The organism is Burkholderia sp. Ac-20384 (genome assembly GCF_017104605.1).
GTDB classification, from domain to species: domain Bacteria; phylum Pseudomonadota; class Gammaproteobacteria; order Burkholderiales; family Burkholderiaceae; genus Burkholderia; species Burkholderia lata.
The window spans coordinates 1-23484 of the sequence record NZ_JAAGPE010000017.1 but is presented as its reverse complement, the minus strand read 5'-3'; the positions used below and the strand labels follow the sequence as shown (position 1 = coordinate 23484).

Annotated in this window: 22 protein-coding genes; 12 read left to right on the top strand and 10 right to left on the bottom strand. The window is 63.7% G+C overall.

What is annotated here, in order from left to right; all coding sequences use genetic code 11:
- Positions 1–292 precede the first annotated feature (292 nt).
- Positions 293–1609 carry a replication initiation protein gene (locus G3O00_RS05340; protein ID WP_011350425.1) on the top strand — a complete coding sequence of 439 codons (1317 nt, stop codon included), beginning with the start codon at positions 293–295 and terminating at the stop codon, positions 1607–1609.
- A gap of 94 nt (positions 1610–1703) precedes the next feature.
- On the opposite strand, the gene G3O00_RS05335 is transcribed toward G3O00_RS05340, so the two are convergent.
- From G3O00_RS05335 to G3O00_RS05320, 4 genes are all read right to left on the bottom strand, one after another.
- The gene (locus G3O00_RS05335; RefSeq protein WP_206142324.1) at positions 1704–2735 is read right to left on the bottom strand and encodes a ParB/RepB/Spo0J family partition protein; all 1032 of its coding nucleotides are present in this window, start codon (positions 2733–2735) and stop codon (positions 1704–1706) included.
- Complete coding sequence (locus G3O00_RS05330; protein WP_206142323.1) at positions 2728–3423, bottom strand: ParA family protein; 696 nt, start codon at positions 3421–3423, stop codon at positions 2728–2730. Before G3O00_RS05330 ends, G3O00_RS05335 begins: the two co-directional genes overlap by 8 nt.
- Positions 3424–5245: 1822 nt before the next feature.
- The gene (locus G3O00_RS05325) at positions 5246–6262 is read right to left on the bottom strand and encodes an AraC family transcriptional regulator (RefSeq protein WP_206142322.1); all 1017 of its coding nucleotides are present in this window, start codon (positions 6260–6262) and stop codon (positions 5246–5248) included.
- A 123-nt stretch (positions 6263–6385) separates the two neighbouring features.
- Positions 6386–7510 (bottom strand): MBL fold metallo-hydrolase, encoded by a 1125-nt coding sequence (locus tag G3O00_RS05320; protein ID WP_206142321.1) that lies wholly within the window; start codon positions 7508–7510, stop codon positions 6386–6388.
- Positions 7511–7593: 83 nt separating this feature from the next.
- Between G3O00_RS05320 and G3O00_RS05315 the strand changes: the two genes are divergently transcribed.
- Both G3O00_RS05315 and G3O00_RS05310 read left to right on the top strand, forming a co-directional pair.
- Positions 7594–8247: a TetR/AcrR family transcriptional regulator gene (locus G3O00_RS05315; protein ID WP_206142320.1), complete on the top strand. Its 654-nt coding sequence runs from the start codon at positions 7594–7596 to the stop codon at positions 8245–8247.
- A 214-nt stretch (positions 8248–8461) separates the two neighbouring features.
- Entirely contained in the window at positions 8462–8953 is a 492-nt protein-coding gene (locus G3O00_RS05310) for an NAD(P)H-dependent oxidoreductase (protein WP_174987963.1), read from the top strand.
- A gap of 95 nt (positions 8954–9048) precedes the next feature.
- Here the strand turns inward: G3O00_RS05310 and G3O00_RS05305 are convergent, their stop codons facing one another.
- Positions 9049–9633 (bottom strand): DUF2889 domain-containing protein, encoded by a 585-nt coding sequence (locus G3O00_RS05305; RefSeq protein ID WP_206142319.1) that lies wholly within the window; start codon positions 9631–9633, stop codon positions 9049–9051.
- Between the two features lie 734 nt (positions 9634–10367).
- On the opposite strand from G3O00_RS05305, the gene G3O00_RS05300 reads away from it, so the two are divergent.
- Together G3O00_RS05300 and G3O00_RS05295 are read left to right on the top strand one after the other, a co-directional pair.
- Entirely contained in the window at positions 10368–11039 is a 672-nt protein-coding gene (locus G3O00_RS05300) for a ProQ/FinO family protein (protein ID WP_174928906.1), read from the top strand.
- Between the two features lie 502 nt (positions 11040–11541).
- The gene (locus G3O00_RS05295) at positions 11542–12603 is read left to right on the top strand and encodes a DMT family transporter (RefSeq protein ID WP_206142318.1); all 1062 of its coding nucleotides are present in this window, start codon (positions 11542–11544) and stop codon (positions 12601–12603) included.
- Positions 12604–12723: 120 nt separating this feature from the next.
- Here G3O00_RS05295 and G3O00_RS05290 read toward each other — a convergent pair whose 3' ends face one another.
- The 4 genes from G3O00_RS05290 to G3O00_RS05275 all read right to left on the bottom strand — a co-directional run bounded on the left by G3O00_RS05290 (position 12724) and on the right by G3O00_RS05275 (position 15244).
- Complete coding sequence (locus G3O00_RS05290) at positions 12724–13089, bottom strand: bleomycin resistance protein (protein WP_206142317.1); 366 nt, start codon at positions 13087–13089, stop codon at positions 12724–12726.
- 71 nt (positions 13090–13160) lie between these two features.
- Positions 13161–13751, bottom strand: coding sequence for a nitrogen fixation protein NifQ (locus G3O00_RS05285; RefSeq protein WP_206142316.1), 591 nt, complete (start codon positions 13749–13751; stop codon positions 13161–13163).
- 84 nt (positions 13752–13835) lie between these two features.
- Positions 13836–14261, bottom strand: coding sequence for a TOBE domain-containing protein (locus G3O00_RS05280; protein ID WP_011350412.1), 426 nt, complete (start codon positions 14259–14261; stop codon positions 13836–13838).
- Positions 14262–14554: 293 nt separating this feature from the next.
- Positions 14555–15244 (bottom strand): TetR/AcrR family transcriptional regulator, encoded by a 690-nt coding sequence (locus tag G3O00_RS05275; RefSeq protein WP_174928911.1) that lies wholly within the window; start codon positions 15242–15244, stop codon positions 14555–14557.
- A gap of 153 nt (positions 15245–15397) precedes the next feature.
- Between G3O00_RS05275 and G3O00_RS05270 the strand changes: the two genes are divergently transcribed.
- The 7 genes from G3O00_RS05270 to G3O00_RS05240 all read left to right on the top strand — a co-directional run bounded on the left by G3O00_RS05270 (position 15398) and on the right by G3O00_RS05240 (position 22905).
- Positions 15398–16966 carry a bifunctional 3-(3-hydroxy-phenyl)propionate/3-hydroxycinnamic acid hydroxylase gene (locus G3O00_RS05270; protein ID WP_206142315.1) on the top strand — a complete coding sequence of 523 codons (1569 nt, stop codon included), beginning with the start codon at positions 15398–15400 and terminating at the stop codon, positions 16964–16966.
- An 11-nt stretch (positions 16967–16977) separates the two neighbouring features.
- The gene (locus G3O00_RS05265; RefSeq protein WP_206142314.1) at positions 16978–17880 is read left to right on the top strand and encodes a VOC family protein; all 903 of its coding nucleotides are present in this window, start codon (positions 16978–16980) and stop codon (positions 17878–17880) included.
- Between the two features lie 70 nt (positions 17881–17950).
- Entirely contained in the window at positions 17951–18796 is an 846-nt protein-coding gene (locus G3O00_RS05260) for an alpha/beta hydrolase (protein ID WP_206142313.1), read from the top strand.
- 53 nt (positions 18797–18849) lie between these two features.
- On the top strand, positions 18850–19638 hold the full coding sequence (locus G3O00_RS05255) for a fumarylacetoacetate hydrolase family protein (RefSeq protein ID WP_206142312.1): 789 nt from the start codon (positions 18850–18852) through the stop codon (positions 19636–19638).
- Positions 19639–19646: 8 nt separating this feature from the next.
- Positions 19647–20594 (top strand): acetaldehyde dehydrogenase (acetylating), encoded by a 948-nt coding sequence (locus G3O00_RS05250; protein WP_206142311.1) that lies wholly within the window; start codon positions 19647–19649, stop codon positions 20592–20594.
- 13 nt (positions 20595–20607) lie between these two features.
- Entirely contained in the window at positions 20608–21630 is a 1023-nt protein-coding gene (gene dmpG / locus G3O00_RS05245; protein WP_206142310.1) for a 4-hydroxy-2-oxovalerate aldolase, read from the top strand.
- 165 nt (positions 21631–21795) lie between these two features.
- Positions 21796–22905 (top strand): porin, encoded by a 1110-nt coding sequence (locus tag G3O00_RS05240; RefSeq protein ID WP_241024965.1) that lies wholly within the window; start codon positions 21796–21798, stop codon positions 22903–22905.
- Between the two features lie 15 nt (positions 22906–22920).
- Here G3O00_RS05240 and G3O00_RS05235 read toward each other — a convergent pair.
- Positions 22921–23484, bottom strand: a 564-nt coding sequence (locus G3O00_RS05235; protein WP_206142309.1) for a TolC family protein, incomplete at its 5' end; no start/stop codon positions are given.

Genomic DNA, 23484 nt, shown 5'->3' with positions numbered 1-23484 from the left:
CTAACGATCTCGATTCTGCGCGTTTGCTTCCCATGGATGGTTACCTTGCCGAGGGCAATTCTCATGCCGGGTTTCCGTGTCCGGGTATGAAAGGTAGCGACTTGTGGGAAGCATTTTTGTCGAAAGGTAGATGGATATGGGGTTCCGCATAGATCGTCTGATTGTAAATTTCCCTTTGATATCTGTAGGTTAGCCGCGAGAGTGCAAGTAAAGCCGGAACAAGGGCGTTGCTCCTCGACGCGAAAAGGTATAAAGTCCGCTCTCAACAAGGTCACCTTATCCGGACATTACGATGCCGCGCAAGCCCGCAAGCAAAGGCTCAGACAAACAGGTTTCACTGTTTCAGACACCCGAGCCTCCCGACTTGCTGCGCAAGGCGGTCCAGGCGATTCATATCGCGCCGAAGTCCGGAAAGATCGGTCTGCAGCAGCGCAAGATGTTCAGCTCGCTGATCAAGAACGCGCTTCGACAGGAGGCGTTCGAGCCAGGCCGGACGAGCTTCTCGATCTCGCTTGCGTCGCTTTCGCACGAGAGCGGGTTGAACAGCAACAACACGAAGTACGTGAAGGACACGGTCAACTCGCTGATCAGTACCGTCGTCAACTGGGACTATCTGGCCGCGGACCGGTCGACAGTCTGGAAAGCGTCGGGCCTGCTCGCCGGCGCGGAGCTCGAGCAATCGGTGCTGAAGTACAGCTTCTCCGACCAGATTCGCAGCGAGTTGCTCAACCCCGAGATCTACGCCCTGATCGATATGCGGATCGCCCGCGAGTTCCGGCGGTCACACTCGCTCGCGTTGTGGGAAAACACGGTGCGCTACGAGGGGATCGGCATCACCGCGAAGATCCCGTTACCGAAATTTCGTGACCTCATTCTCGGCCAGGACAAGGCGTCGCAGTCGTACAAGGAATACAAGCTGTTCAAGAGCAAGGTCCTGGTGCCGTGTATTCAGGAGGTAAACGAAGTTTCGGATCACACGCTCGAGTTGATTGAACACAAGTCCGGCCGGAGTGTGGAGGCCGTTCAGTTCAAGGTGACGCGCAAGCAGAGCACCGATACGGTGGAGGACGGCGACGTCAAGAACGAAGCGCTGGTCGAGGAGGTTGCCAAGTTCGGCATCCCGCGTTCGGAAGCACGCCGGCTGATCACGCAATACGGCGTGCAGCGCATCAAGGCGGCGATTGCCTATACGCTCAATCGGACTACGAAGAAGAATGCGGCCCCGGTCGACAACGTGGCCGCATATTTCCGCAAGGCGCTGACGCACGGCTACACGCTGTCCGACGGGCAGGGATCGGAGGCGGCCGCCCCGGCGAAGGAATCCGCGCAGAGCAAGCAGGAACAGATTCGCGACAAATATCTGGCGGCGAAGGTCGAAGAAGCCGGCGCGTATTTCCGCGAACTGGAGATCGACGACCAGACCAAGCTGATCGAACGTTACAACGAGACGGTGGCAGGCTCGAAGGACCTGACGCTGTCGCCGAAGAAGAAGGCGAGCAAGCTCGCGCAGACCAGCTTCTTCCGATGGCTCGCGCTGGATACGTGGGGCGAACCGACCTCGGACGACTTGCTGGAATTCCTGCTGAAAAGCAGTCTCGCAGGCAACTGAACAAGGCCTCGCAGCCGGGTGTGCGTCGCGCGCCGGACATTGCTGTCCGGCTTCGCGATGCATCGCGGATGCGAGGCCTTCTGCTTTTCGCGCGTTACTGTGACGTAGCCGTTGCCAGTTCGGCAACGTACGCGTCGATGACGGTCTTGAGCTTGTCGGCGAGCGCCTCCTGGTGCGATGCGTCGACCCCCTTGAGCTGCAGATCCAGACGTCCGTCCGGATAGGTTTTCAACTGGCCGATCGCGCGCGATTCGAGCGCGAAGTCGTGGCGGACGCTGTAACGCGTGCGTCCCGCTTTCTTGCTGCCGTCGCTTTGTGCACGCAGGAAATTCTCCAGATCACGAACCGATTTCTTCCGGTCGATCACGGCCGTCAACAGCCGGTCGGCAGTCGGCTCGCCCAAGCGTTCGAAGATCAGCTTCAGGAAGTACGCCGCCTGCAGGCCGACCACGTCGTTCGCGCTCGCCATCCGTTCCAGGAGTGTGTTCGGGAGTGCGTTGAGCGACAGCGTCTTGCTGATCGATGCCTTGTCCTTGCCGATCTTTTCCGCCAGCGTGTTCTGGTCGGAAAAGACCTTCTCGTCGAGGAGACGCTTCCACGCGACCGCATCGTCGAAGATCGTCTGGCGTTCGTGGTCGTGGTTCGCGCGATACGCGATCGTGTAGAGCTGCTCCGGCGTGTGATCCGTGCGGAACGTGGCGTTGATGGTTTCGTCGCCGTTGATGCTCGTCGCACGGAGCCGGCGTTGCCCGTCGATCACCACGAGCTTGCCGGGAAACTCCGGGAGTCGCGTAACCTTGATCGGCTCGATCTGCCCTTCCCGTTTCAGCGTCAGGGCGAGCTCGTGCAGGCTCGACTCCGAGTAGAACACGCGCGGGTTGAACGGGTTCGGAATGCAATCCTTGACCGATACCTTCTGAGGCGCGCCAAGGTCCGGCGTGCCGGCGGGCGTGGCTTCGGCCGGGGCGCTGGCGGTTGCCGTCTCACCGGCGGCATTCGGTGCGGCCGCCGGTTCGGGCAGCCGCGTTTCGAGTGCCGCATTCTCCTGCGCGAGCCCACGCAGCAGGCCGGCTGCGAGATGCAGGTTGCCGGTCGGCTTCTTGTCTTTCGATGTGTCCTTAGCCATGAGCGGCTCCGGTAGCGCGCGTCGACGCGATGTATTGGGCCATTTCCGTAACCAGCTTTTCGATTTCCGCCCGGGCTTCTTTCAGGCCCTTCAGATATCGATTGTGGTGATGGATGGTGGTGCCGAGCGCAAACGTCTGACGGTAGACCTCGCGCTGCGCGATCTGGCTGTCGAGCAGATGCTCCCCTATTTCTTCAGCCCTTAGAATTTTTAAAATTTCTTCACGCATTTTAGTTTTTCCATTAACGCTATTCAGCATTAATGCGGAAGAAAGTTTAGGGTTACGGACTGACCGCATCGACTCGATCATGCGGATCATCGCAACGGTGCTGTAGAGATCGGCCGGCGACGGTGACAGTGGTACGAGGCAGAAGTCGGCGACCTCGAGTACGGATGCAATTCGCGGGTCTTCGAGGTTGCCAGGACAGTCGACAACGATCACGTCGAAGTTCGCGTCCTGTTTTTTGATCTCGCCGCCGATGCCACGACCGGCAGGGGCCAGAGAAAGAACCGTCATCGGCAGCGTGTTCTCGCCGCTCGTTACCCACCGGACGGACGTGCCTTGAGGGTCGGCATCGATCAGGGCGACCTTGTTGCCGCCGGCTTCGAACGCAGCGGCGATATTGACGGAGATGGTTGTCTTTCCAGTCCCACCTTTTTGATTGCTGACGGCGATCTTGAAAGCCATTAAATTCCTCCACGGAGTTTTGCGTAATATATGCAGTTATTGTCGAAATGTCCAGAAAAAGACTTCGAAGCGATGTATGTCTTGGTGATTGATGTAGTTGTCACGTGACAAGTGGGCCGAATGGCCAACGAATCAGTCGCGACTAGTGATCGAGTAAAAATAGAATCGACGATCACGATTGAAAAGCACGTACGAAGATCGAGAAGAAATCGACGAATTTAAATGTCGATGGCTGCGTAGAGAATGGTGACGGGCCGCCTGATCTCGCGGTGTTCCTGATAGAACTCGTCGCAGTTCCAGTTTGTTAATTCCGAGCGGGTCACCGGAAAACTTGGTTGTCACGTGACAAGTGGCAGGGGTTTGCTCCTTCGCTACATAGTCCGGCGCCAGGAAATCTTTGATTCGATCGTACTTCCCGCTATGGCAAGATCATTTCGAGACCCGAATTCCGCTCTTTGGCTCGGTGTGACTATCTCTCGTGCGGTGAGTTGTCACGTGACAATTGATTCAGAGCGAAAGGTAACGTCAGTTCGAAATCGCCTTTCAGGAGCAGTTGTAATCGGACGCCATAGAGCGCAAGCAAGTTGATTGAGAAAGAAGCGATTCGCCATCGTCGGCTCTTCGCGAAATGCAATCCCCTGGGTGAGTTGACTGAGGAGTTGTCACGTGACAACTGGCGCGTTGTATCGGGGCTTTGCGTGTGAAAGTGGCGCGGTGCACTGCATACGGGGCGGGAGACATCTATATCGAAGAGTCTGGATCGTCAGGTGGCCTGCAGGTCCTGCGGGCCTCGTCGCTGGCTATTCGCATTCAGGTGTCAGCGGTAAGGTGCCGCTCGGCTTGGTGGACTGCACCCTCGGATGAATGTCCAGGATGGCATTGATATGTCCCTACTTATGCGGGGCGCTCAGATCACCTTCGTCGCACTCTTTGGTCAGCAGGGGAGGGTATGGGCTTTGCCACGCGCATACCTGAGTTACGACCCGTGCAGTAGGGAGCTTTTGCGTGACAACTCTGGAGGTGAGGCTCCGATTTACGACAATCTTCGCAGTTGAAGACCACATGACAACCCAAACGGGCCGGATCGTGAAACATTTCCAAGAAATTCGGTGCTCGTGGAAATCCTTATCTGGCAATGGGTTGCGCTATATTCTTCATGTTGTTTCACGCGAAATCGACGAGATGAACCCTGTAAATAGGGGCGCATGATCATTTCGCGTTCGGCGCTCCGAAGGAGGTGCAAATACACCACGATATGTATGGTTTGATACGTAATTCGTGGTAATTGAAATTTTTTTGGGTCGATCTGGTGCCGTAGGTAAATCGAGCTAAGGCGAATCCGATGTGTCACGGACACGTTGTCGAGCCTTTCATTAAACGTGCGGAGCCGAACTATCAGCCCGAGTTGTCACGTGACAACGCACACGCTGGCCGAGCAAATCATTGGATTGCACCGTGACGCAAGACTCACGGCAGTGGAGCGTTAGAGGCTAGAGCGTCTGGAAGACAGAAGGACGACCCGGTTGAGGAAAGGGCAAAGTCCTTATCAGTTCATGAGGACAGTATGAGACGACTTGTCTCTGGCCGATGGATGCTTGTGAGTTCGGGGGCAACGTCGCGAGCCGCCCAAGCATCTCTCGATACTCAAATTGAAATTCGCAGACGGCTGCCGGGCAATTGATCAGAAGCTGGCAACAAGAGCACATCCCGCTGCGCTCGTCTGGCTCAATCGGATCGCCCCTCCACGATTGAGGCAGCGATCCAATCATTCTGCGGATACCGCCAAACGCGGCATCCTGCATCTCCGGTACCGCCCCTGTGCTCAATACATCGCGACAACAGACTGGACAACATCCGCTCCGCTCCGCAGGCTATCGATATCTCTCCGCGGAGAATTTCCGAACAACCGGCTGTATTCGCGATTGAACTGAGTCGGGCTCGCATATCCGACCCTGAACGATGCCGACGCGGCGTCGAGCCGCTCGGACAGCATCAGGCGACGTGCTTCGTTGAGCCGTATCCATTTCTGGTACTGCAGCGGACTCATGCCGGTGAGCTGGCGGAAGTGGTGGTGGAAAGTCGAACTGCTCATTTGCACCTGCGCAGCCAGATCGTCGACCCGCAGCGATTCGTCGTAATGGGTCCGTAACCACTGGATCGCCCGCGACACGCGGTTGCCCTGACTGCCGGCGGATGCAATCTGACGCAGCCGGGCACCCTGGTCGCTCGTCAGCAGCCGGTAGTAGATTTCTCGCTCGACGTACGGTGCAAGAACTGCAATGGCGTTCGGGTCATCCAGCAACGCCAGCAACCGGTTCACCGCGTCGTAGAGCGGTTCGTTCATATCGCCGACGACGAGGCCGCGGCCTGCGGGGGCTTCCTCGTGATCCGGTGCGACCTGCACCATCAGTTCGGCCATCACGCGAAAATCAAGCTTGAGCCCGATTCCGAGAAAGGGCCTGTCGCGGCTGGCTTCGATGACCTGCGTCGAACCGGGCAAGTCGAGCGATGTGATCAGAAAGCGGTTGGCGTCGCAGAGATACACATCGCCGCTCTGAATAAGCCGCTTCGTGCCTTGAACGACGAGACCGAAGCTCGGCTCGACCAGGCAGTCCATCGGCTGCGTTGTCGCCTCCCTTCGATGGAGGCTCAGGTTCGGAATGGCCGTCGCGAGGTGGTCGGCGCTTTCCGTCCATCTCGCGACGCGCTCCGCGAGCGCCAGCCGCAGGTCGTTCTCTCGGCTATGGCTCGTCGATCGGCAGGCTGCTGGGTTGAATGCGGCGAAGGTGGCGTCGTCGACTGGTTGGCCGGGTGCGTATCGGACGGGTGCCGGGTGCATGACTTCTCTACTCAGGTAAGCGGGTCTACAGACAGCCCGTCGACGTGCGGGTACGTCGGCAACGCGCCTGCCGGAGTCGCGGCATTACCGCGCTCCGGGAAATAAGTGCAACGACAGGTGGATCTACTTCGTCGCCTGCGACGCGCAAAGCGACCAGCGGCGCGATTTCGTGGCAACGGACGTGACGCGCTCGTCGACCGTGCGCCACCACCGTTCGCCGCGATGCGGCTCGTCGAGTGCGAGCCGCTCGCCCATCCTGGGCGTCGACAGTTCGACGCCTCGCACGATCGCCAGCGCCGTGACGCGTTCGAATGGTTCCTGCCAGCGATGCATCGCGAGATCGAACGTGCCGTTGTGGATCGGGACCAGCCAGCGGCCGCGCAAATCGATGTGCGCCTGGACGGTTTCTTCCGGCTGCATGTGTACGTACGGCCATTGCGCGTCGTATGCGCCTGTCTCGATCAGCGTGACATCGAACGGCCCGAGTCGCTCGCCGATCGTCCGGAAGCCGTCGAAGTAGCCGGTGTCGCCGCTGAAGAACACACGCAAGTCGTCGTCGACGATGACCCAGGATGCCCACAGCGTGCTGTTGCCGTCGAACAGGCTGCGCCCGGAAAAGTGCTGGGCAGGTGTCGCGGTCAGCGTCAGGCCGGCCACGTCGACGCTCTGCCACCAGTCGAGCTGACGGACTTTCTTCGCGTCGATGCCCCACTCGATCAGGCGGTCGCCGACACCCAGCGTGGTCACGAACACACCGGTGGTTGCGGCGAGCGCGAGCACCGTGTCGCGGTCGAGATGATCGTAGTGATCGTGCGACAGGATCACGCCGCGCAGCGGCGGAAGATCCTCAAGCGCGATCGGCGGCGCATGGAAACGCTTCGGACCGACGCGCCGGAACGGCGACGCGCGCTCGGCAAATACGGGATCGGTCAACCAGAATTCGCCGCGCAGCTTGAGCAGCAGCGTCGAATGACCAAGCCGGTACAGGCTGCGATCGGGGGCCGCATCGAGTTCGGCGCGCGTCAGCGAATCGACGGGCAGTGCACCCGCAGGCACGGTATTGCGCGGCTTGTTGAACAGCATGTTCCAGGCGATCCCGAGCGTCTTGCTCAACCCCTCGACCGGACGAGGCGCGACATTGCTGAAGCGCTCGCCATTGTGCTGCGGCGAGCCGCCAGACAGCGTGCGGCCGCGTCGAGCGGCCGCAAAACCCAGAATGCGATGAATCAAAACGAGAGGCGATGCCATGTCGGTTCGTCCGGAGGATAAAGTACACTAAACAGTGTAGTTTATTTCTGGGATAAGTAAACTACCCGGTGTAAAATTTCTGAATGGATACCCCTACTCCCCCTCAACGCCTGACCGATCGAAAGCGCGCGGCCATCGTCGACGCGGCCATCGAGGAATTTCTCGCGTCGGGTTACGACGCGACCAGCATGGACCGTATTGCCGCGCGTGCGGACGTGTCGAAACGCACGGTCTATAACCATTTCCCGGGCAAGGAAACGTTGTTCGCCGCGATCCTGCAAAAATTGTGGGATGCGACCCAGACCGGCAGTTCACCAACCTATCGTGCCGATGTGCCGCTGCGCGAGCAATTGCTCGCGTTGCTGGATCGCAAAATGCGCCTGCTCGGCGACGAGGCATTTCTGTCGCTCGCACGCGTCGCGATCGGCGCGGCCATCCATTCGCCGGAACGGGCGCGTGACATGGTCGAGCGCCTTGACGAGCGCGAGGAAGACATGACGGTCTGGGTGCGGACAGCGGCGGCGGCCGGACGCCTGTCCGTCACCGATCCGGTGTTTGCCGCGCATCAGCTGCACGGTGTCGTGAAGGCATTCGCGTTCTGGCCGCAGGTCACGATGGGCCAGCCGCCGCTCGCGGAGCCGGAGCAACAAAAAATCGCGGAATCCGCTGCCGACATGTTTCTCGCGTACTACGCGCGACCGGAACACACCGACGCATCGCGTGCGGTAACGGACTGATCGGGACTGATCGGGACTGATCGTGGATCCGGTCGAACTTGCGCGAATCGAACCTGGCGCAACGCGCATCATCGCTGCGTGCCTCGCAACGACGAGCCGGCAAGCCGGCCGCTCCGCGGAAGCGAACGCGGAACAGCCGCCTCTGATCTCTGGCCATTCAGCGGAAATCGGCGATGCCGTCAGCGCACCTGAAACCGAATGTGAGTAACGACGAATGAAGACGCTGTTGATCGTCTATCACACGATGACCGGAGGCACGCAACAGATGGCCGAAGCGGCTGCCGGCGCTGCGCGCGAGCAAACCGGCGTCGACGTCAGGCTGCAGCGCGCGGATGCGACGAGCGCGGACGACGTGCTGGCCGCCGACGCCTATCTGTTCGCAACGCCGGAGAATCTCGCGGCAATGTCCGGGCTGATGAAGGATTTCTTCGACCGCTGCTACTACGCGGCGCTCGATCGCGTGAACGGCCGCCCGTATGCGGTGATGATCTGCGCGGGAAGCGATGGGCAGAACGCGTTGCGCCAGATCGACCGGATCGCGACCGGATGGCGGTTGAAGAACGTGGCACCGGGCCTGATCGTCTGTACGCACGCGCAGACACCGGAACGCATCCTCGCGGCGAAGACGATCGATGGCGACGATCTCGCGCGCTGCGCCGAATTGGGTGCCGGTCTTGCCGCGGGGCTTGCACTGGGTGTCTTTTGATCGCTGGCGCCGCGATTGCGACGACCGGTCAACGCACGTTTGTGCACGCTACGCGCGCGTTCTGCGGGCACGGGGGCTGGCCGAATGCCCGGTCCTTAGCTGCGCTTTGCCGTCCCCGAAGGCCGGTGATATTCGGGCCAAAGACGTTTCACGAGATCGCGCGATGCGCCATAGGCATGGCAACTGTCGATCTTGAGCGGTTTTCCCTCGCTATCGCGCTCCTCGAACGATGACTTGCGCATGCCGACCATCGTCTGATAGGCCGTGGTGGCGATCGGGCCGAGCAATTCCTTCAGGTGCGTGCACGTATCGCAGGACGGCAGGCGCTTGCGGATCTCGCTGTTCCAGCCCGCGCCGATGCTCAGTCCGACGAGTGCCTGCAGCGAGTCGCCACCGCCCGGGCACTGCGCATACGGATGCGACCGGAGGAACGTGGAGACGGCGCGGACGACCATGTCGGCGTCGAACACCAGCGTCACGCCGAGGTCGTGGATCGGCGACAGCGCAGCGACCGTTCGCGTGCCGCCCGGCGGCGTGAAATCGAAGGTCTTGCGGTCGGCGAGGTAGGCCGTTACTTCGAACTGGCCGTCGCTGCGCCGATAGCCGCGCATGTCGATCTGCCGATGGTGAATCTCCTCGCGCGTGATGCCGTCGTGCGTGATGTCGTGTGGGGGAACCATGTATCTGCTCCGTTTCGTACAACCGGTTCGTTCTTTTGGCGGACAAGCGGGATGTCGGCGGCTCGCCGCGGGCGCGGCGAAACGGGCCGAGGTACGCGGCCGACGACATCGATTCGGCCATACTACGCACTTTCCGGCCTCTACGTGCGCCACGGGATCGATGCGGACGCAACGAGTCAGGCGCGGGCACCGATGTCATGGAGTGGGCACGGCACTTGCGCCGATCCATCGACGTGATCGTCGATGTGCACGCAGCCGGCGCCGCTGTCCGGAATGCGGAATCGCAGCGGGGCCCGCGACGTACCGATGCGGCGGGCTCGCATTCGACGTCCCGCGGCGGAATACTCCGTGCCCGGTGTCGGGCGTCGATCCGTGCTGCCGGGGCAATCGCGGCGTGCAAGATGGCCCCGATTTCCGTTGTCGAGGATGAACGGCGTGACATCCGGAAGCGTATCCATATAATGCGCAACACGACCGCATGGACGCATTTCCGGTACCCCGAATCGGGCCAATGCAGACCAGTGAGTCAACCGGCCGCCGCGCGTACCGGTATACTTCCACTCCTGCCTTGTCCGGCATCGTGGCCGGGTGCCCGAAAACAGAGTGGCGTGCGCGATGCGGCCCCGTAGTGTTCCGCATCGGCGGCAGACGGGTCGCACGCACGGCGGCGAAGCTTTTGCGCCGCGCGGCATGGCCGCACGAACCACACCTTATATTCCTGGTGGATTGAATTTATGGGTTTTGAACAACTTGCCGAATTGCGGGCGCAGCTCGCAGCGAAGGCCAAGCAGGAGCGCAACGCGAAGCGGCCGGCAGCGCCGGCGGACACCGGCGCGAAGCCGAAGTCCGGCGACCAGCCGCAGCGTGGCGCCAAGCCGGCTGCGGCCGGCGGCAAAGCACCGCATCGCGCGAAGCCTGCTTCGGCGAAGCCGTCGGCGCCGGTCGATCCGGTCATCGTTGCGATCGGCAAACTGCAGCGTAAGTTTCCGAGTGCGTTCCCGAAGAATCCGGCCCCTAAAGTGCCGCTCAAGGTCGGTATCTGGGACGACCTCGCACGTGAAGCACAGGCCGTCGGCCTCAACGAAGCCGAACTGCGCGAAGCGATGTCGACGTGGTGCCGTGGCAACCGTTACTGGTCGTGCCTCGTCGAAGACGCCGTGCGGGTCGATCTGCAGGGCAACGAAGCAGGGCGCGTCACGCATGACGACGCAGCGCGGGCGCGCCGGCTGAAGGCTCGCCGCCCCGGCAAGGGCGCGGGGCAATCGGCCAAGGGCGCGCAGCAGCAGCCGAAGGCCGAGCAGCAAGCCGAGGCCGCCGCCGCCGTCGCAGAGCCGCAACCGGCAAACGTGGAAGCGCAAGCCGACGCAGCGCCGCAGGTCGAGCAGCAAACGGCCGGAAACGAGTAACCGGCACCGCGCCGCTGCCTACCGCACGGCGCGATCCGCATGCACATCGCGTGCGGTGCATGACACGACAGACTGACCTGCCTCGACCGAGGCAGGCCAGGACTGCTCCCACCGGTGCTCGACGTGCCGGGCCTTTACCCATTCCGCCTCGAACAGACCACGCGACCGGACGACGAAAGTTCGCCGATCGGCGCCACATGCGCGTTGCTTCGACCGTGTCGCTTGCGCGTGGACGATACGCCTGTCCGGAATGCGGCAACGCTTCATTCAATTAATTCGTTTTCCTAAAATAGAGGCACGCCGGAACCACCGACAGTCGCGTGGACGATCGCGTCCGGTCATCGTGACATGATGACGCGCGATAATCCCGGCGCGGCCGTCGGTTCGCGCGTGCAAGCTGGCCGGCTGCAATGCAGCTTGCGTTTCGAAAGGTAAGAAAAGCCCGCTGCGATCCGACCCGCTGCCACGGTCGGCGCCTTTCAACATCAATTCAAACCGGATCATGCACTCGAGACATTCCGCGATTCTCGTCGCGCTCACTGCGGCCGCGCTGTTCGGCGCCGCGACACCGCTCGCCAAGGCGCTGATCGGCGCGATGTCGCCGTTCATGGTCGCCGGCCTGTTCTATCTCGGCAGCGGCGTCGGGCTCGGTATCGGGATCCTGCTTCGTCGCCTGCGCAACCACCATGCGCCGATCGCAGACGCCGCGCCACTGCAGCGTGCAGACCTGCCTTGGCTGGCCGGTGCGATTGCGGCGGGCGGAGTGGCCGGCCCGGCTTTGCTGATGCTCGGGCTGTCGAGCACGCCGGCAGCGACGAGCGCGTTATTGCTCAATCTCGAGGGCGTGCTGACGGCCGTCATCGCGTGGGTCGTGTTTCGCGAGAACGTGGATTCGCAGGTGTTCCTCGGAATGGTCGCGATCGTCGCCGGCGGTACGCTGCTGTCGTGGACGCCGGGGCGAGCCGGCGTGCCGGCCGGCGCGTTGCTGATCGTCGGCGCATGCCTGTGCTGGGCGGTCGACAACAACCTGACCCGCAAGGTGGCCGCAAACGACGCGATGGTCATCGCGTGTACGAAGGGGCTGATCGCCGGACCCGTGAACATCGGCATCGCGCTGGCGACCGGCGCAACGCTGCCGGCGGTCCCGGTCACGGCTGCCGCGATGCTGACGGGACTCGGCGGCTACGGGATCAGCCTCGTGCTGTTCGTCGTCGCACTGCGTCATCTCGGCAGTGCGCGCACGGGTGCGTATTTCTCGGTCGCGCCGCTGTTCGGCGTCGTGCTGTCGCTGCTGATCTGGCCCGCGCTGCCGCCCGCGACGTTCTGGATCGCAGCCGCGCTGATGGCGCTCGGCATCTGGCTGCACGTTCGCGAGCGGCATGAACACGCGCACACGCACGAGCCGCTCGAGCACACGCATCGGCATCGGCACGACGAACATCACCAGCATGCGCACGATTTTGCATACGACGGCAACGAACCCCACTCGCATCCGCATGTGCATCTGCCGATCACGCACAGTCATGCACATTTTCCGGACATTCATCACCGGCACCGGCATTGATCGCGTCATGAACGGCGAACGATACGGATCACAAGGTGACCATTTATGGGACGTGCGCCGCATCGCGCGCGGATCTGTTTGCAGCGCCGCCCGATCGCGGACGCAACGGCGGCTGCGCGCCTAGTCTTCGGTCTGGATCAACCGGATCAGCGAGCCGTCAGGGTCGATCAGTGCGCCGACGGTGCCGCCCCAGGCTTCGCGTGTCGGCCGGTGCGCGCGTGGCCAGCCGGTTGCCTGCTCCGGAATGCCGGCTGCGAGCACGTCGTCGAAGAACGTGCCGACATCCGCGAGCCGGAAGCAGCAACTGAACCAGCTCGTCGCGGGATCGAGTTCGAGGTGCGGAAAGAATTCCAGCAACAGGTTGCCGCGCTTGAGGATCATCCAGCCATCGTCGCGCCAGGTTTCAGCGAACCCGAGCTTTTCGTAGAAGCGGGACGTGACTTCGAAATCGCGTGACGGCAGGTTGGGGCTCGCAATGTCGGTCAAGGCGGTTTCTCCGGATGGCGATGCGACGGATCGAATGGGTAGACCGGGCCAGCCGTGCTGGTTATCGCGGGTTATCGCGCGTGAGGAAAGCAGACGCCGAAATCCTCGCAGCCCGGGCACCCGGGGGCGGGGCCCGGCGGCGCATCGAGCGAGGCGGCCACTTCCTGTGCGAGGAATTTCTTCCAGCGCAGGTGAGCGACGTTGCGCGCGGCAAGCGCGGGGAAATAGCGATCGAGCATCGCGGATACCGCGTCGCGCCCGTCGAGCCCGAGATCGCGCCACAGATGATCGGGGCGCAGGCAGGCATGCGCGATGATCGACGCGAGACAGCCGGCGTCGTCGCGGTTGGCGGCGGGATTCGCGTCGTCCATCAGCCGTGCGTGCAGCGTCTCGACGAACGTCGCATGAGTGGATGGCAGCAGTGCCATCGCGACCGTCGGCATGAGTGCCGCGACATCGGCCGCGGGCAGGCGCGGAAACTGCCGCGCCAGCAGGCCAGTCAGCTGCGGATGAGACAGGCCGAGCAGGTTGAGTTCATTGCGGCGCGCGCGTGCCGCAATGAGTGCGCCGAACAGGCGTGCGTCGGGCGTGTCTGCGCCGTCCGCTGCGGACAGCAACGACTGTAGCGCCTGTTGCCGAGCGTGATCGAACGCGGCTGTCATCGCGTGCATCCGACGGACAGCCGCACGGCGCGATTCGCGTGAATGCGCCGTGCCGAACGGATCGCCATCGCGATCGTCACGCGTTCACTCGACGCCGACGATTACGCTCGATGCCTTGAAGATCGCGGATGCAGCCGTGCCGCTCGCGAGACCGAGGCGATCGACGCTGTCGTTGGTGACGATCGCGACGATCTCGGCGCCGCCCGCGGCCTTGATCACGACTTCCGAATTGACCGCGCCCTTCGCGACCGACGATACGGTGCCTGCGACGCAGTTGCGGGCCGACACCTTGCTGCTGTCGACGTCGACCATCACGATGACCGACGACGCCTTCACGAGTGCGAACGCCTTCGTGCCGGCCGCGAGGCCCAGCGACGCCGCGCTGCCGTGGGTGATCACGGCGACGATGTCGAGGCCGTCCTGCGTGCGGAGCGTGATTTCGTCGTTGACGGCACCGGTCTTGACGGCGCTGACCTGGCCGGCGAAGTGGTTGCGGGCGCTGGTTCGCATGATGGATCTCCGGAAAATGAGCCGCCCGGCGGGCGGTGGGTAAAAGGCGGGAAATTGCGGACGAGTTTACCTTCAATGCCGGCGAAATGCGGCTCGGGTTTGCGATGCCCGGCATTCCGGCTGCGAACGGTCGCTCGGCCGCTCGGTGGGTCATTCGTCGGAAGCTTCCGGCGAGCCCCGGGCCGCCTCGTGCGCATCGCCCGGCGAGTAGCGCGGCGGCGTCACGGCCGCCCCGCAACCCATGCTGCGCTGCGGGACGACGCGAAGTATCCGGCGGTTCGCGGCCCGGGAACCTAGCTTCGCTTCGATGCGCTGCGCGGCGCCGCGGCCTGGCGCGAAGCCGTCTTGCGGGCCGGGGTGGCCCGCGTCTCGCCCAGCGCGACGAGTGCATCGGTCAGCTGCGCCATGTGTTTCGTCATCGATCGCGGGTCGCCCGATTGCAACGAAACGAACGCGCCGTCGAAACCCATCATCCCGAAGTACGCGAGATCGTCCGCGGTGGCGGCGGTCATGCCCTTGCCGTCCTGGCCGAACGCGTTGCGAATCATGTCGCGCATGTAGTCACGGCCTTCATTACGCACATCGACGACCGTCTGCATCGCCTCCGGCTCCGCTGCCTCGTTGCTCATGACCATCACGAACAGCAGGCGCAGGAAATTCTCGCGGTGCAGGAAAACCTCGCCGGTCTTCTGCAGATACCAGCCCAGACGCTCGCGCGGCGTGCCGTCGGGCGGGTTCTCGTGCGCATTGCGCATCGCATCGAAGAAGCCCCGTGCGCCTTGCGCCATCACTTCCGCGAGCAATCCTGCCTTGGAGCCGAAGTGATGGTAGATCGCGCTCTTCGGGATGCCGGTCGCTTCGACCAGCGCTGACATCGATGTGCCGGCATAGCCATAGGCCGACATGACGCGAGCCGCCGCGTCGAGGATTTCCTGGCGTGATTTCTGACCGCGCCGGTTGCCGATTTGTTGTGGATTGTCCATTCCAAAAGTATACGCTCCTCAACTATTGGACCGATTGGTCCAATAAGCGTTTTCCCTAGATTTTCAGTTTTGGACCTATCGGTACAATTCGACCATCGACGGTGTGGACCGTCACACCACCTGGCGAACGAAAACAGGAGAAGGAGACACCCCATGACTCACCAGTACGACGCCGACGTTGCGATCGTTGGCTATGGTCCGACCGGCGTCATCGCCGCGCTCACGCTGGCCCGGCACGGCATTTCCTGCGTGGCGTTCGAACGGCACCGCGAGATCTACCCGCGGGCGCGGGCAGTGACGGTCAACGACTGGACGATGCGGATCTTCCAGAATCTCGGCGTCGACGAAGCGGTGCTGAAGCACATCGATCCGCAACGCGCGCTGCGCTGGATGCGTTACGACGGCACCGAGATCATGCGCATCGAACATCCGCCGTCGACGCTCGGCATCAAGCCGCGCTTCTTCAACATCTATCAGCCGACGATGGAAGCGGCCTTGCGCGAGTGCGCGGCGAAGTACGAGCGCGAGATCGATGTGCGCTACGGCTTCGAGGTGGTCGCGCTGACGCAGGGCGACGCAGGCGTCACCGTGCGTACGAGGAATACGGCGACCGGCGAAACGAACGACACGCGTGTGCGCTACGTGATCGGGTGCGACGGCGGGAGCAGCGCGACGCGCGGCATGCTGGGCATCAAGCTGCTCGGCGATACGCTGGACGTGCAGTGGATCGTGATCGACTGCCGCGTGAAGCGCTGGTGGCCGGATCGCAACCTGCTGACCTTCTGGTCCGACAAGGAACGGCCCGTGGTCGATATCGCGTTGTCCGGCGGCAATCACCGCTGGGAACTGCCGCTCAAGCCCGGCGAGAGCGAGGCCGATTTCGCGACCCACGAGCAGGTCTGGCCGCTGCTGAAGGCGCTCGGGGTGAGCGAGGACGACGTCGAGATCCATCAATATGCGTTCTACCGGCATCACACGCGAATGGCCGATACGTGGCGGGCTGGCCGCGCGTTTCTCGCCGGCGACGCCGCGCACCTGATGCCGCCATGGGCCGGCGCCGGCATGCAGACCGGCATGCGCGATGCGTTCGACCTCGGCTGGAAGCTTTCTGGTGTGCTGAACGGTACGTTGTCCGAAGATTTTCTCGACACCTACGAGACGGAACGCCGGCCGAACGCGACGTTCTACACGCAGCTTGCCGTTCAGCTCGGCCGCATCATCAAGCAGGAACTGTCGGAGGACGAGCAGGCCGCGCTTGCCGCACCGCCCCGCCCGGACGCGCCCGAGCCGCCGTTGATTGCGCCGCCCGTGCTTGCGGCCGGTTGGCTGCGCGGCCCGCTCGGCGACGAGAGCGTCGTCGGCCGGATGGTGCCGCAGCCGGTGGTGGGCGATAACCGTGGCGCAATGGCGCGGCTGGACGACCTGCTGGGGGACGGCTTCGTACTCCTTGGCGACGACGTCGATCCGGCCAGCCTGCTCAGCACCGATGAAAAGGCGGCGTGGGACCGGCTGGGTGCGCGCTACATCGCCGTTCGCCAGCAACATGAGCATACGCAGGGCCCCGACGAATTCGTCGATCTCGACGGCGTGCTGCAGCCGTGGCTGCGCAAGTTCGGCGCACGCGCGGTCGCGCTGCGGCCGGACCGGTTCGTCGCGGCCGCCGACGTGAGCGGCCTCGCCGTACCCGATCGCACCGTCAGCCGATGCGGGACGAATCAATGAAGGAGAGCAGGATGAGTACAGTGACGGAACTCGGATACGTCGGCATCGAGGCCAGCGACCTTGCCGCGTGGGAACGCTTCGCGACCGACCTGCTCGGCATGCAGGTCGGCAGCCGCGCCGACGACATGCTGAGCTTGCGGATGGACGATGCGGTGCACCGCTGGATCGTCGTCCGGGGGCCTGCCGACGATCTCGCGTTTACCGGTTTCGGTTGCGAGACGGACGCGGATCTCGATGCGATCGTCGGCAGGCTGCGCGCGGCCGGCAACGAAGTAGTCGAGGGCGATGCGCAGTTGTGCGCGCAACGGTCGGTTCGCCGCCTTGCCGTGACGGCCGATCCGCTGGGCAACCGCATCGAACTCTATGTCGGGCTGGCCGCCGCCGATACGCCGTTCCAGTCGCCGCAACGCGTGTCGCGCTTCGTGACCGGCGGAATCGGCGCGGGCCATCAGGTGCTGATCGAGAACGGCACGGACCGTAGCCTGCTCGTCGACTGGTACGGGCTGCTCGGTTTTCGCACGACGGACGTCATCGACGAGGAGGTGGCACCCGGCATCGTGGCCAGTGTGGCATTCCTGCGCTGCAACCCGCGTCATCACACGGTCGCGTTCGCGAACATGCCGTTCGGCAAGCGCATGCATCACTTCATGATCGAGGCGGCCGATATCGGCGACGTCGGGCTCGCGCACGACCGGTGCCTCGAAGCGAAACAGCCGCTCGAGATGAGCCTCGGCATGCACCCCAACGACCGGATGTTCAGCTTCTACGTTCGTACGCCATCGGGCTTCAACGTCGAGTTCGGCTGGGGCGGGCTCGTCATCGACGAATCCAGCTGGGAAGTCCAGCACCTAGACCGGCTCAGTACCTGGGGGCACCGTCCTCCGCACGTCGTCGCAGACCTGCTGCGCGGCTGACGCACCGCGCCCGGGCGCGACCGCAGCGTTGCTGCGACACACCTCAATCACTTTCGGGAAGGAAACCATCATGGCGCTTACCCAGGCTCAGACCAGCCGCACCGTCAAGACGCGGGACTGGCAACTTCATTACCACGAGGCCGGCAGCGGTCATCCGGTGATCCTGCTGCACGGCAGCGGCCCGGGCGCGACCGGATGGAGCAACTTCAGCGGCAATATCGACGCGCTCGCGAAGCAGTTCCACGTGTACGCCGTCGACATGCCCGGCTGGGGGCAATCGGATTCGGCGACGGTCGAGCAGCTCGACCATGTCGACGCGGCGATCCAGTTCATGGATGCGCTGGGCATCGAGCGGGCCGCTTTCGTCGGCAATTCGATGGGGGGCCAGACGTCGCTGCGGCTCGCGACCGAATATCCGGAACGCATCACGCACCTCGTGACGATGGGGCCGCCGGTCGGCCGCATGCCCACGCTGTTCGGCGCAGGCGACGGCCCGTCCGAAGGGCTCAAGGTACTGATCCAGGCGTACCGCGATCCGTCGCCGGAGCACATGCGCCGGCTGGTGGAGATCATGGTGTACGACAAGGCGCGCTTCGCGACGCCGGAATTGTGCCAGGCCCGTTCGGATGCCGCGCTGCTGCGCCCCGAGCACCTGAGCAACTATGTGGCGGGGCTGCCGGGTGGCGCGCCGCTGCCGAAGTGGGTGAAGCCCGAGCTGCTGCCGGCGATCAAGACGCCCACGCTGCTGATCCACGGCCGCGACGATCGCGTGGTGTCGTTCGAGACGTCGCTGTATCTGCTCGCAAACATTCCGGATTCGCGTCTCGTGCTGCTGAACCGCTGCGGGCACTGGGCAATGATCGAGCATCCGGACGAGTTCAACCGCCTGGTTGCCGATTTCATCGCGAACGCGTGATGGATACGCGCGATTCCAGCCCACCACCGACCGAGTGCGGGAGAACCTTGAAGATGCCGGATTCCGAAGTCATCGATACGCTGGCCGCGCGCCTTCGCCACGCGGAGGCGCAATGCAGGGCGACGGCGCCCGTGCGCGGCGAGATCGCAACGGACGACGGTGCCGCCGCGTATGCGGTGCAGCAAGCCAACGTCGACCTGCGGGTCCGCAATGGCGAGCGCATCGTGGGGCGCAAGATCGGCCTGACGTCACTCGCGGTGCAGCGGCAGCTCGGCGTCGACCAGCCCGATTTCGGCACGCTGTTCGCGTCGATGGCGGCCGGCGATGCCGAGCCGATGCGATTGGCGCAGCTGATCCAGCCGAAGGTCGAAGCGGAGATCGCACTCGTGCTCGAGCATGACCTCGTGCACGAGAAGCACACGTTCGCCGACCTGCAGCGTGCTTGCGCGTATGCGCTTGCGGCGATCGAGATCGTCGACAGCCGGATCGCCGACTGGGACATCCGTTTCGTCGACACCGTAGCGGACAACGCGTCGAGCGCACGCTTCGTGCTCGGCAGCCGGCCCGTGCTGCTGAAGGACGTCGATCTCGCCGGCTGCGAGATGACGCTGATGTCGGACGGCGACGTGCTGTCGCGCGGCAACGGCGCCGCCTGCCTCGGCAATCCGCTGAACGCGGCCGCGTGGCTCGCTGACCGGATGGTGCGGCTCGGCACGCCGCTGCGCGCGGGCGACCTGATCCTGACCGGCGCGCTCGGGCCGATGGTCGCCGTGCGAGCGGCCGGCACGTTCGTCGCGGATGTTGCCGGCCTTGGCGGCGTGCGCGCGACTTTCATCGATTGAGGACTTTCATGAGCCATCCTAAACTCAAGGCCGCGATCATCGGCTCGGGCAACATCGGCACCGACCTGATGATCAAGATCATGCGGCACGCGCGGCATCTCGACGTTGCCGCGATGGTCGGCATCGACCCGGCGTCCGATGGCCTGGCGCGCGCGGCGCGCCTGGGCGTCGCGACGACGCACGAAGGCGTCGATGGCCTGGCGCGATTGCCGGTGTTCGACGACATCGACTTCGTATTCGATGCGACGTCGGCCGGCGCGCACGTGAAGAACGACGCATTCCTGCGCGCGCTTAAGCCCGGCATTCGTTGCATCGACCTGACACCCGCGGCGATCGGCCCGTACTGTGTGCCGGTCGTCAATCTCGACGCGCATCTCGACGCACCGAACGTGAACATGGTCACGTGCGGCGGCCAGGCGACGATTCCGATGGTCGCGGCCGTCTCCCGCGTCGCGAAAGCGCACTACGCGGAGATCATCGCGTCGATCAGCAGCAAGTCGGCCGGGCCCGGCACGCGCGCGAACATCGACGAATTCACCGAGACGACGTCGAAGGCGATCGAAGCTGTGGGCGGCGCGGCGCACGGCAAGGCCATCATCATCCTGAATCCGGCCGAGCCGCCGGTGATGATGCGCGACACCGTCTACGTGCTGTCGGCGTTGGCCGACGAAGCGCGGATCGCGGCGTCGGTGGACGAGATGGCGCGCGCGGTACAGGCGTACGTGCCGGGTTATCGACTGAAGCAGGCGGTGCAGTTCGACGTGATCCCGGAATCCGCACCGCTGAATATCCCGGGCCTCGGCCGCATGAGCGGGCTGAAGACCTCGATCTTCATCGAGGTCGAGGGCGCCGCGCATTACCTGCCGCCGTATGCGGGCAATCTCGACATCATGACGTCCGCCGCGCTCGCGACCGCCGAGCGCATGGCGCAGTCGCTGCAGCGCGCGAGCGCGTAACGGGGCCTTCATCATGAGCAAGAAACTCACTATCTCCGACGTCACGTTGCGCGACGGCATGCATGCGATCCGGCATCGGTATTCGATCGATGACGTGCAGGCGATCGCCCGTGCGCTCGATGCCGCGAAGGTCGACAGCATCGAGGTCGCGCACGGCGACGGCCTGCAAGGATCGAGCTTCAACTACGGGTTCGGTGCGCATGGCGATCCCGAATGGATCGCGGCCGCGGCGGACGTCGTCACGCACGCGAAGATCGCGACGCTGCTGATTCCGGGCATCGGCACGATCCACGACCTGAAAGCGGCATACGATGCGGGCGCGCGCGTCGTGCGTGTCGCGACGCACTGCACCGAGGCCGATATCTCGAAGCAGCATATCGAGCATGCGCGCGCACTCGGCATGGACACGGTCGGCTTCCTGATGATGAGCCACATGACGACGCCGGACCGGCTGGCCGTCGAGGCGAAGAAAATGGAAAGCTACGGCGCGACCTGCATCTACGTGGTCGATTCCGGCGGCGCGATGAACATGAACGACGTGCGCGACCGCTTTCGCGCGATCAAGGCCGTGCTGAACCCCGACACGCAGACGGGCATGCATGCGCACCACAACCTGAGCCTCGGCGTCGCGAACTCGATCGTCGCCGTCGAGGAAGGCTGCGACCGGATCGACGCGAGTCTTGCCGGCATGGGGGCAGGTGCCGGCAATGCGCCGCTCGAAGTGTTCGTCGCGGCAGCCGAGCGCCTGGGCTGGCATCACGGCACGGATCTTCGCCTGCTGATGGATGCGGCCGACGACATCGTGCGTCCGTTGCAGGATCGGCCGGTTCGGGTGGATCGCGAGACGCTGGCGCTCGGCTATGCCGGTGTCTATTCGAGCTTCCTTCGCCACTCGGAAGCGGCGGCGCGGAAGTACGGGCTGAAGGCGGTCGATATTCTCGTCGAGCTCGGCAAGCGCCGGATGGTCGGCGGGCAGGAGGACATGATCGTCGACGTCGCGCTGGATCTTCTCAATACGCGCTCCACCGCGCGGTAGCGGTTCGATCGCAAGGCAGTCGTGCCTGTCCGTGCAGGACAGGCACCGCCGGCACCGGCGGGATTCGTTTTACGCCAGCCGGCACGCATCGATTCGATGTGGCAACACGAAAATAATAATCAATATAACTAAATAAACTGGAAATCAGGTCAATGGAGACGAGCAATGAAAAATGTGGTCTGGCTGGGAATCGCACTGGGCGCTTCGGCATGCGTGCATGACGCGCAGGCGGGAACGGGTAGCAGCGTCACGCTGTATGGTTTTCTGGATGCGGGCATCACCTACATCAGCAATTCGGGCGGGCACGGCACCCTGAAGTTCGACGACGGCATCATGGCGCCCAATTTGCTGGGTATCAGGGGCGACGAGGATCTCGGTGGCGGCACGCACGCGGTCTTCGATCTCGTCAGCCAGATTGCGGTCGGAACGGGGGCGATCCAGCCGCCCGGAAAAGGCCTGTTCGGGCGCAACGCATGGGTCGGGTTGACCGACAACCGGTTCGGGTCGATCAAGTTCGGTAACCAGTACGACTTCATGATCGACTCGCTGTTCTTCGGTCGTACCGATGCGGCGTTTGCGGTCGGTGGCCTGTACGACTTTCGCGCGGGCCCGTTCCAGAAAATCGCGCTGCCGTACAACCCGCCGTATGCGGCGCAGTTCGACTGGGACCGGATGTCCGGCCAGACGGTCGCGAACTCGGTCAAGTATCAGTCGCCTTCCATTTACGGTTTCCGAATGGGGGCGATGTATGGATTCGGCGGTGTGCCCGGATCGATCGGAAGCGGAAACAGCGTCAGCGCCGGCCTGAACTACGACCACGGCGCGTTTGGCGCCGCTGCCGCGTTCACCGAGGTCAAGTACTTGCAGCCGGGCGGGCCGCAGGTCGGCATCCGTAACTGGGGCGTCGGCGCGCGCTACGATTTCGGCCGCCTTTCGACGAGCGCACTCATCACGACCGTGCGAAACGGCGCGAACGGCGGCGCGATCGCGCAGGGCGAACTGGGGGCGACGTTCCTCGTCACACCCGCGCTGCAGCTCGGTGCGAGCTACATGTACATGAAGGGCAACGCGTATCTGGAGAACAATCACGCGCACCAGCTGAGCGCGTCGGTGGACTACTTTCTGTCCAAGCGGACCACCGTGTATGCGGTCGCCGTGTACCAGCGCGCGAATGCCAACGCGCAGGCACTCGTCAGCGGCATCATCGACCCGAACGGCACCGCCAGCGGCCCGAATCAGCTACTGGCGCGTGTCGGGGTGCAGACGCGCTTCTAGGTCTTCGTCGGCGGGTTACTCGGCTGCGGTGACGGCGGCCGAGGCTGCCGACGCACTGCTTGCCGGCGTTGGCTTCGACGTCTGTTTCGCCGCGTCGGATGCTGCATCGTCATCCCAGCCGCCGCCGAGCGCGAGGAAGAGCCGCACCTGGTCGGTCGCGACCTGGCCTTCGGCTGCCGCCACTTGCGCCTGCACGCTCGTCAGCGTGCGTGTCGCATCGAGATCGGAGATGAACGATTCGCGGCCGGCCAGATAGAGACGATGCGTTTCGTCGGCGGAATTGCGTGCCGATTCATACGCCGTGCGCAGCGCTTCCGTGCGCTGCACGTCAGCCGCATAGGTCGCGAGGCTCGACTGCGTCTCGCGCAGCGCGTTCAGCACGACCCCGTCGAAGTGCGCGAGCGCGCCGCCCGTTGCGGCTTCGGCCTCGCGCACGCGTGCACGCTGGCCGTTGACGGGGAACGACCAGCTGATCAGCGGGCCGAACGACCAGCGATTCGTCGTGGACGAGAACAGGTCGGCGGCGACCCCGACCGAGCCCGCCGACGCGCCGATGCTGATCGACGGGTACAGCGCGGC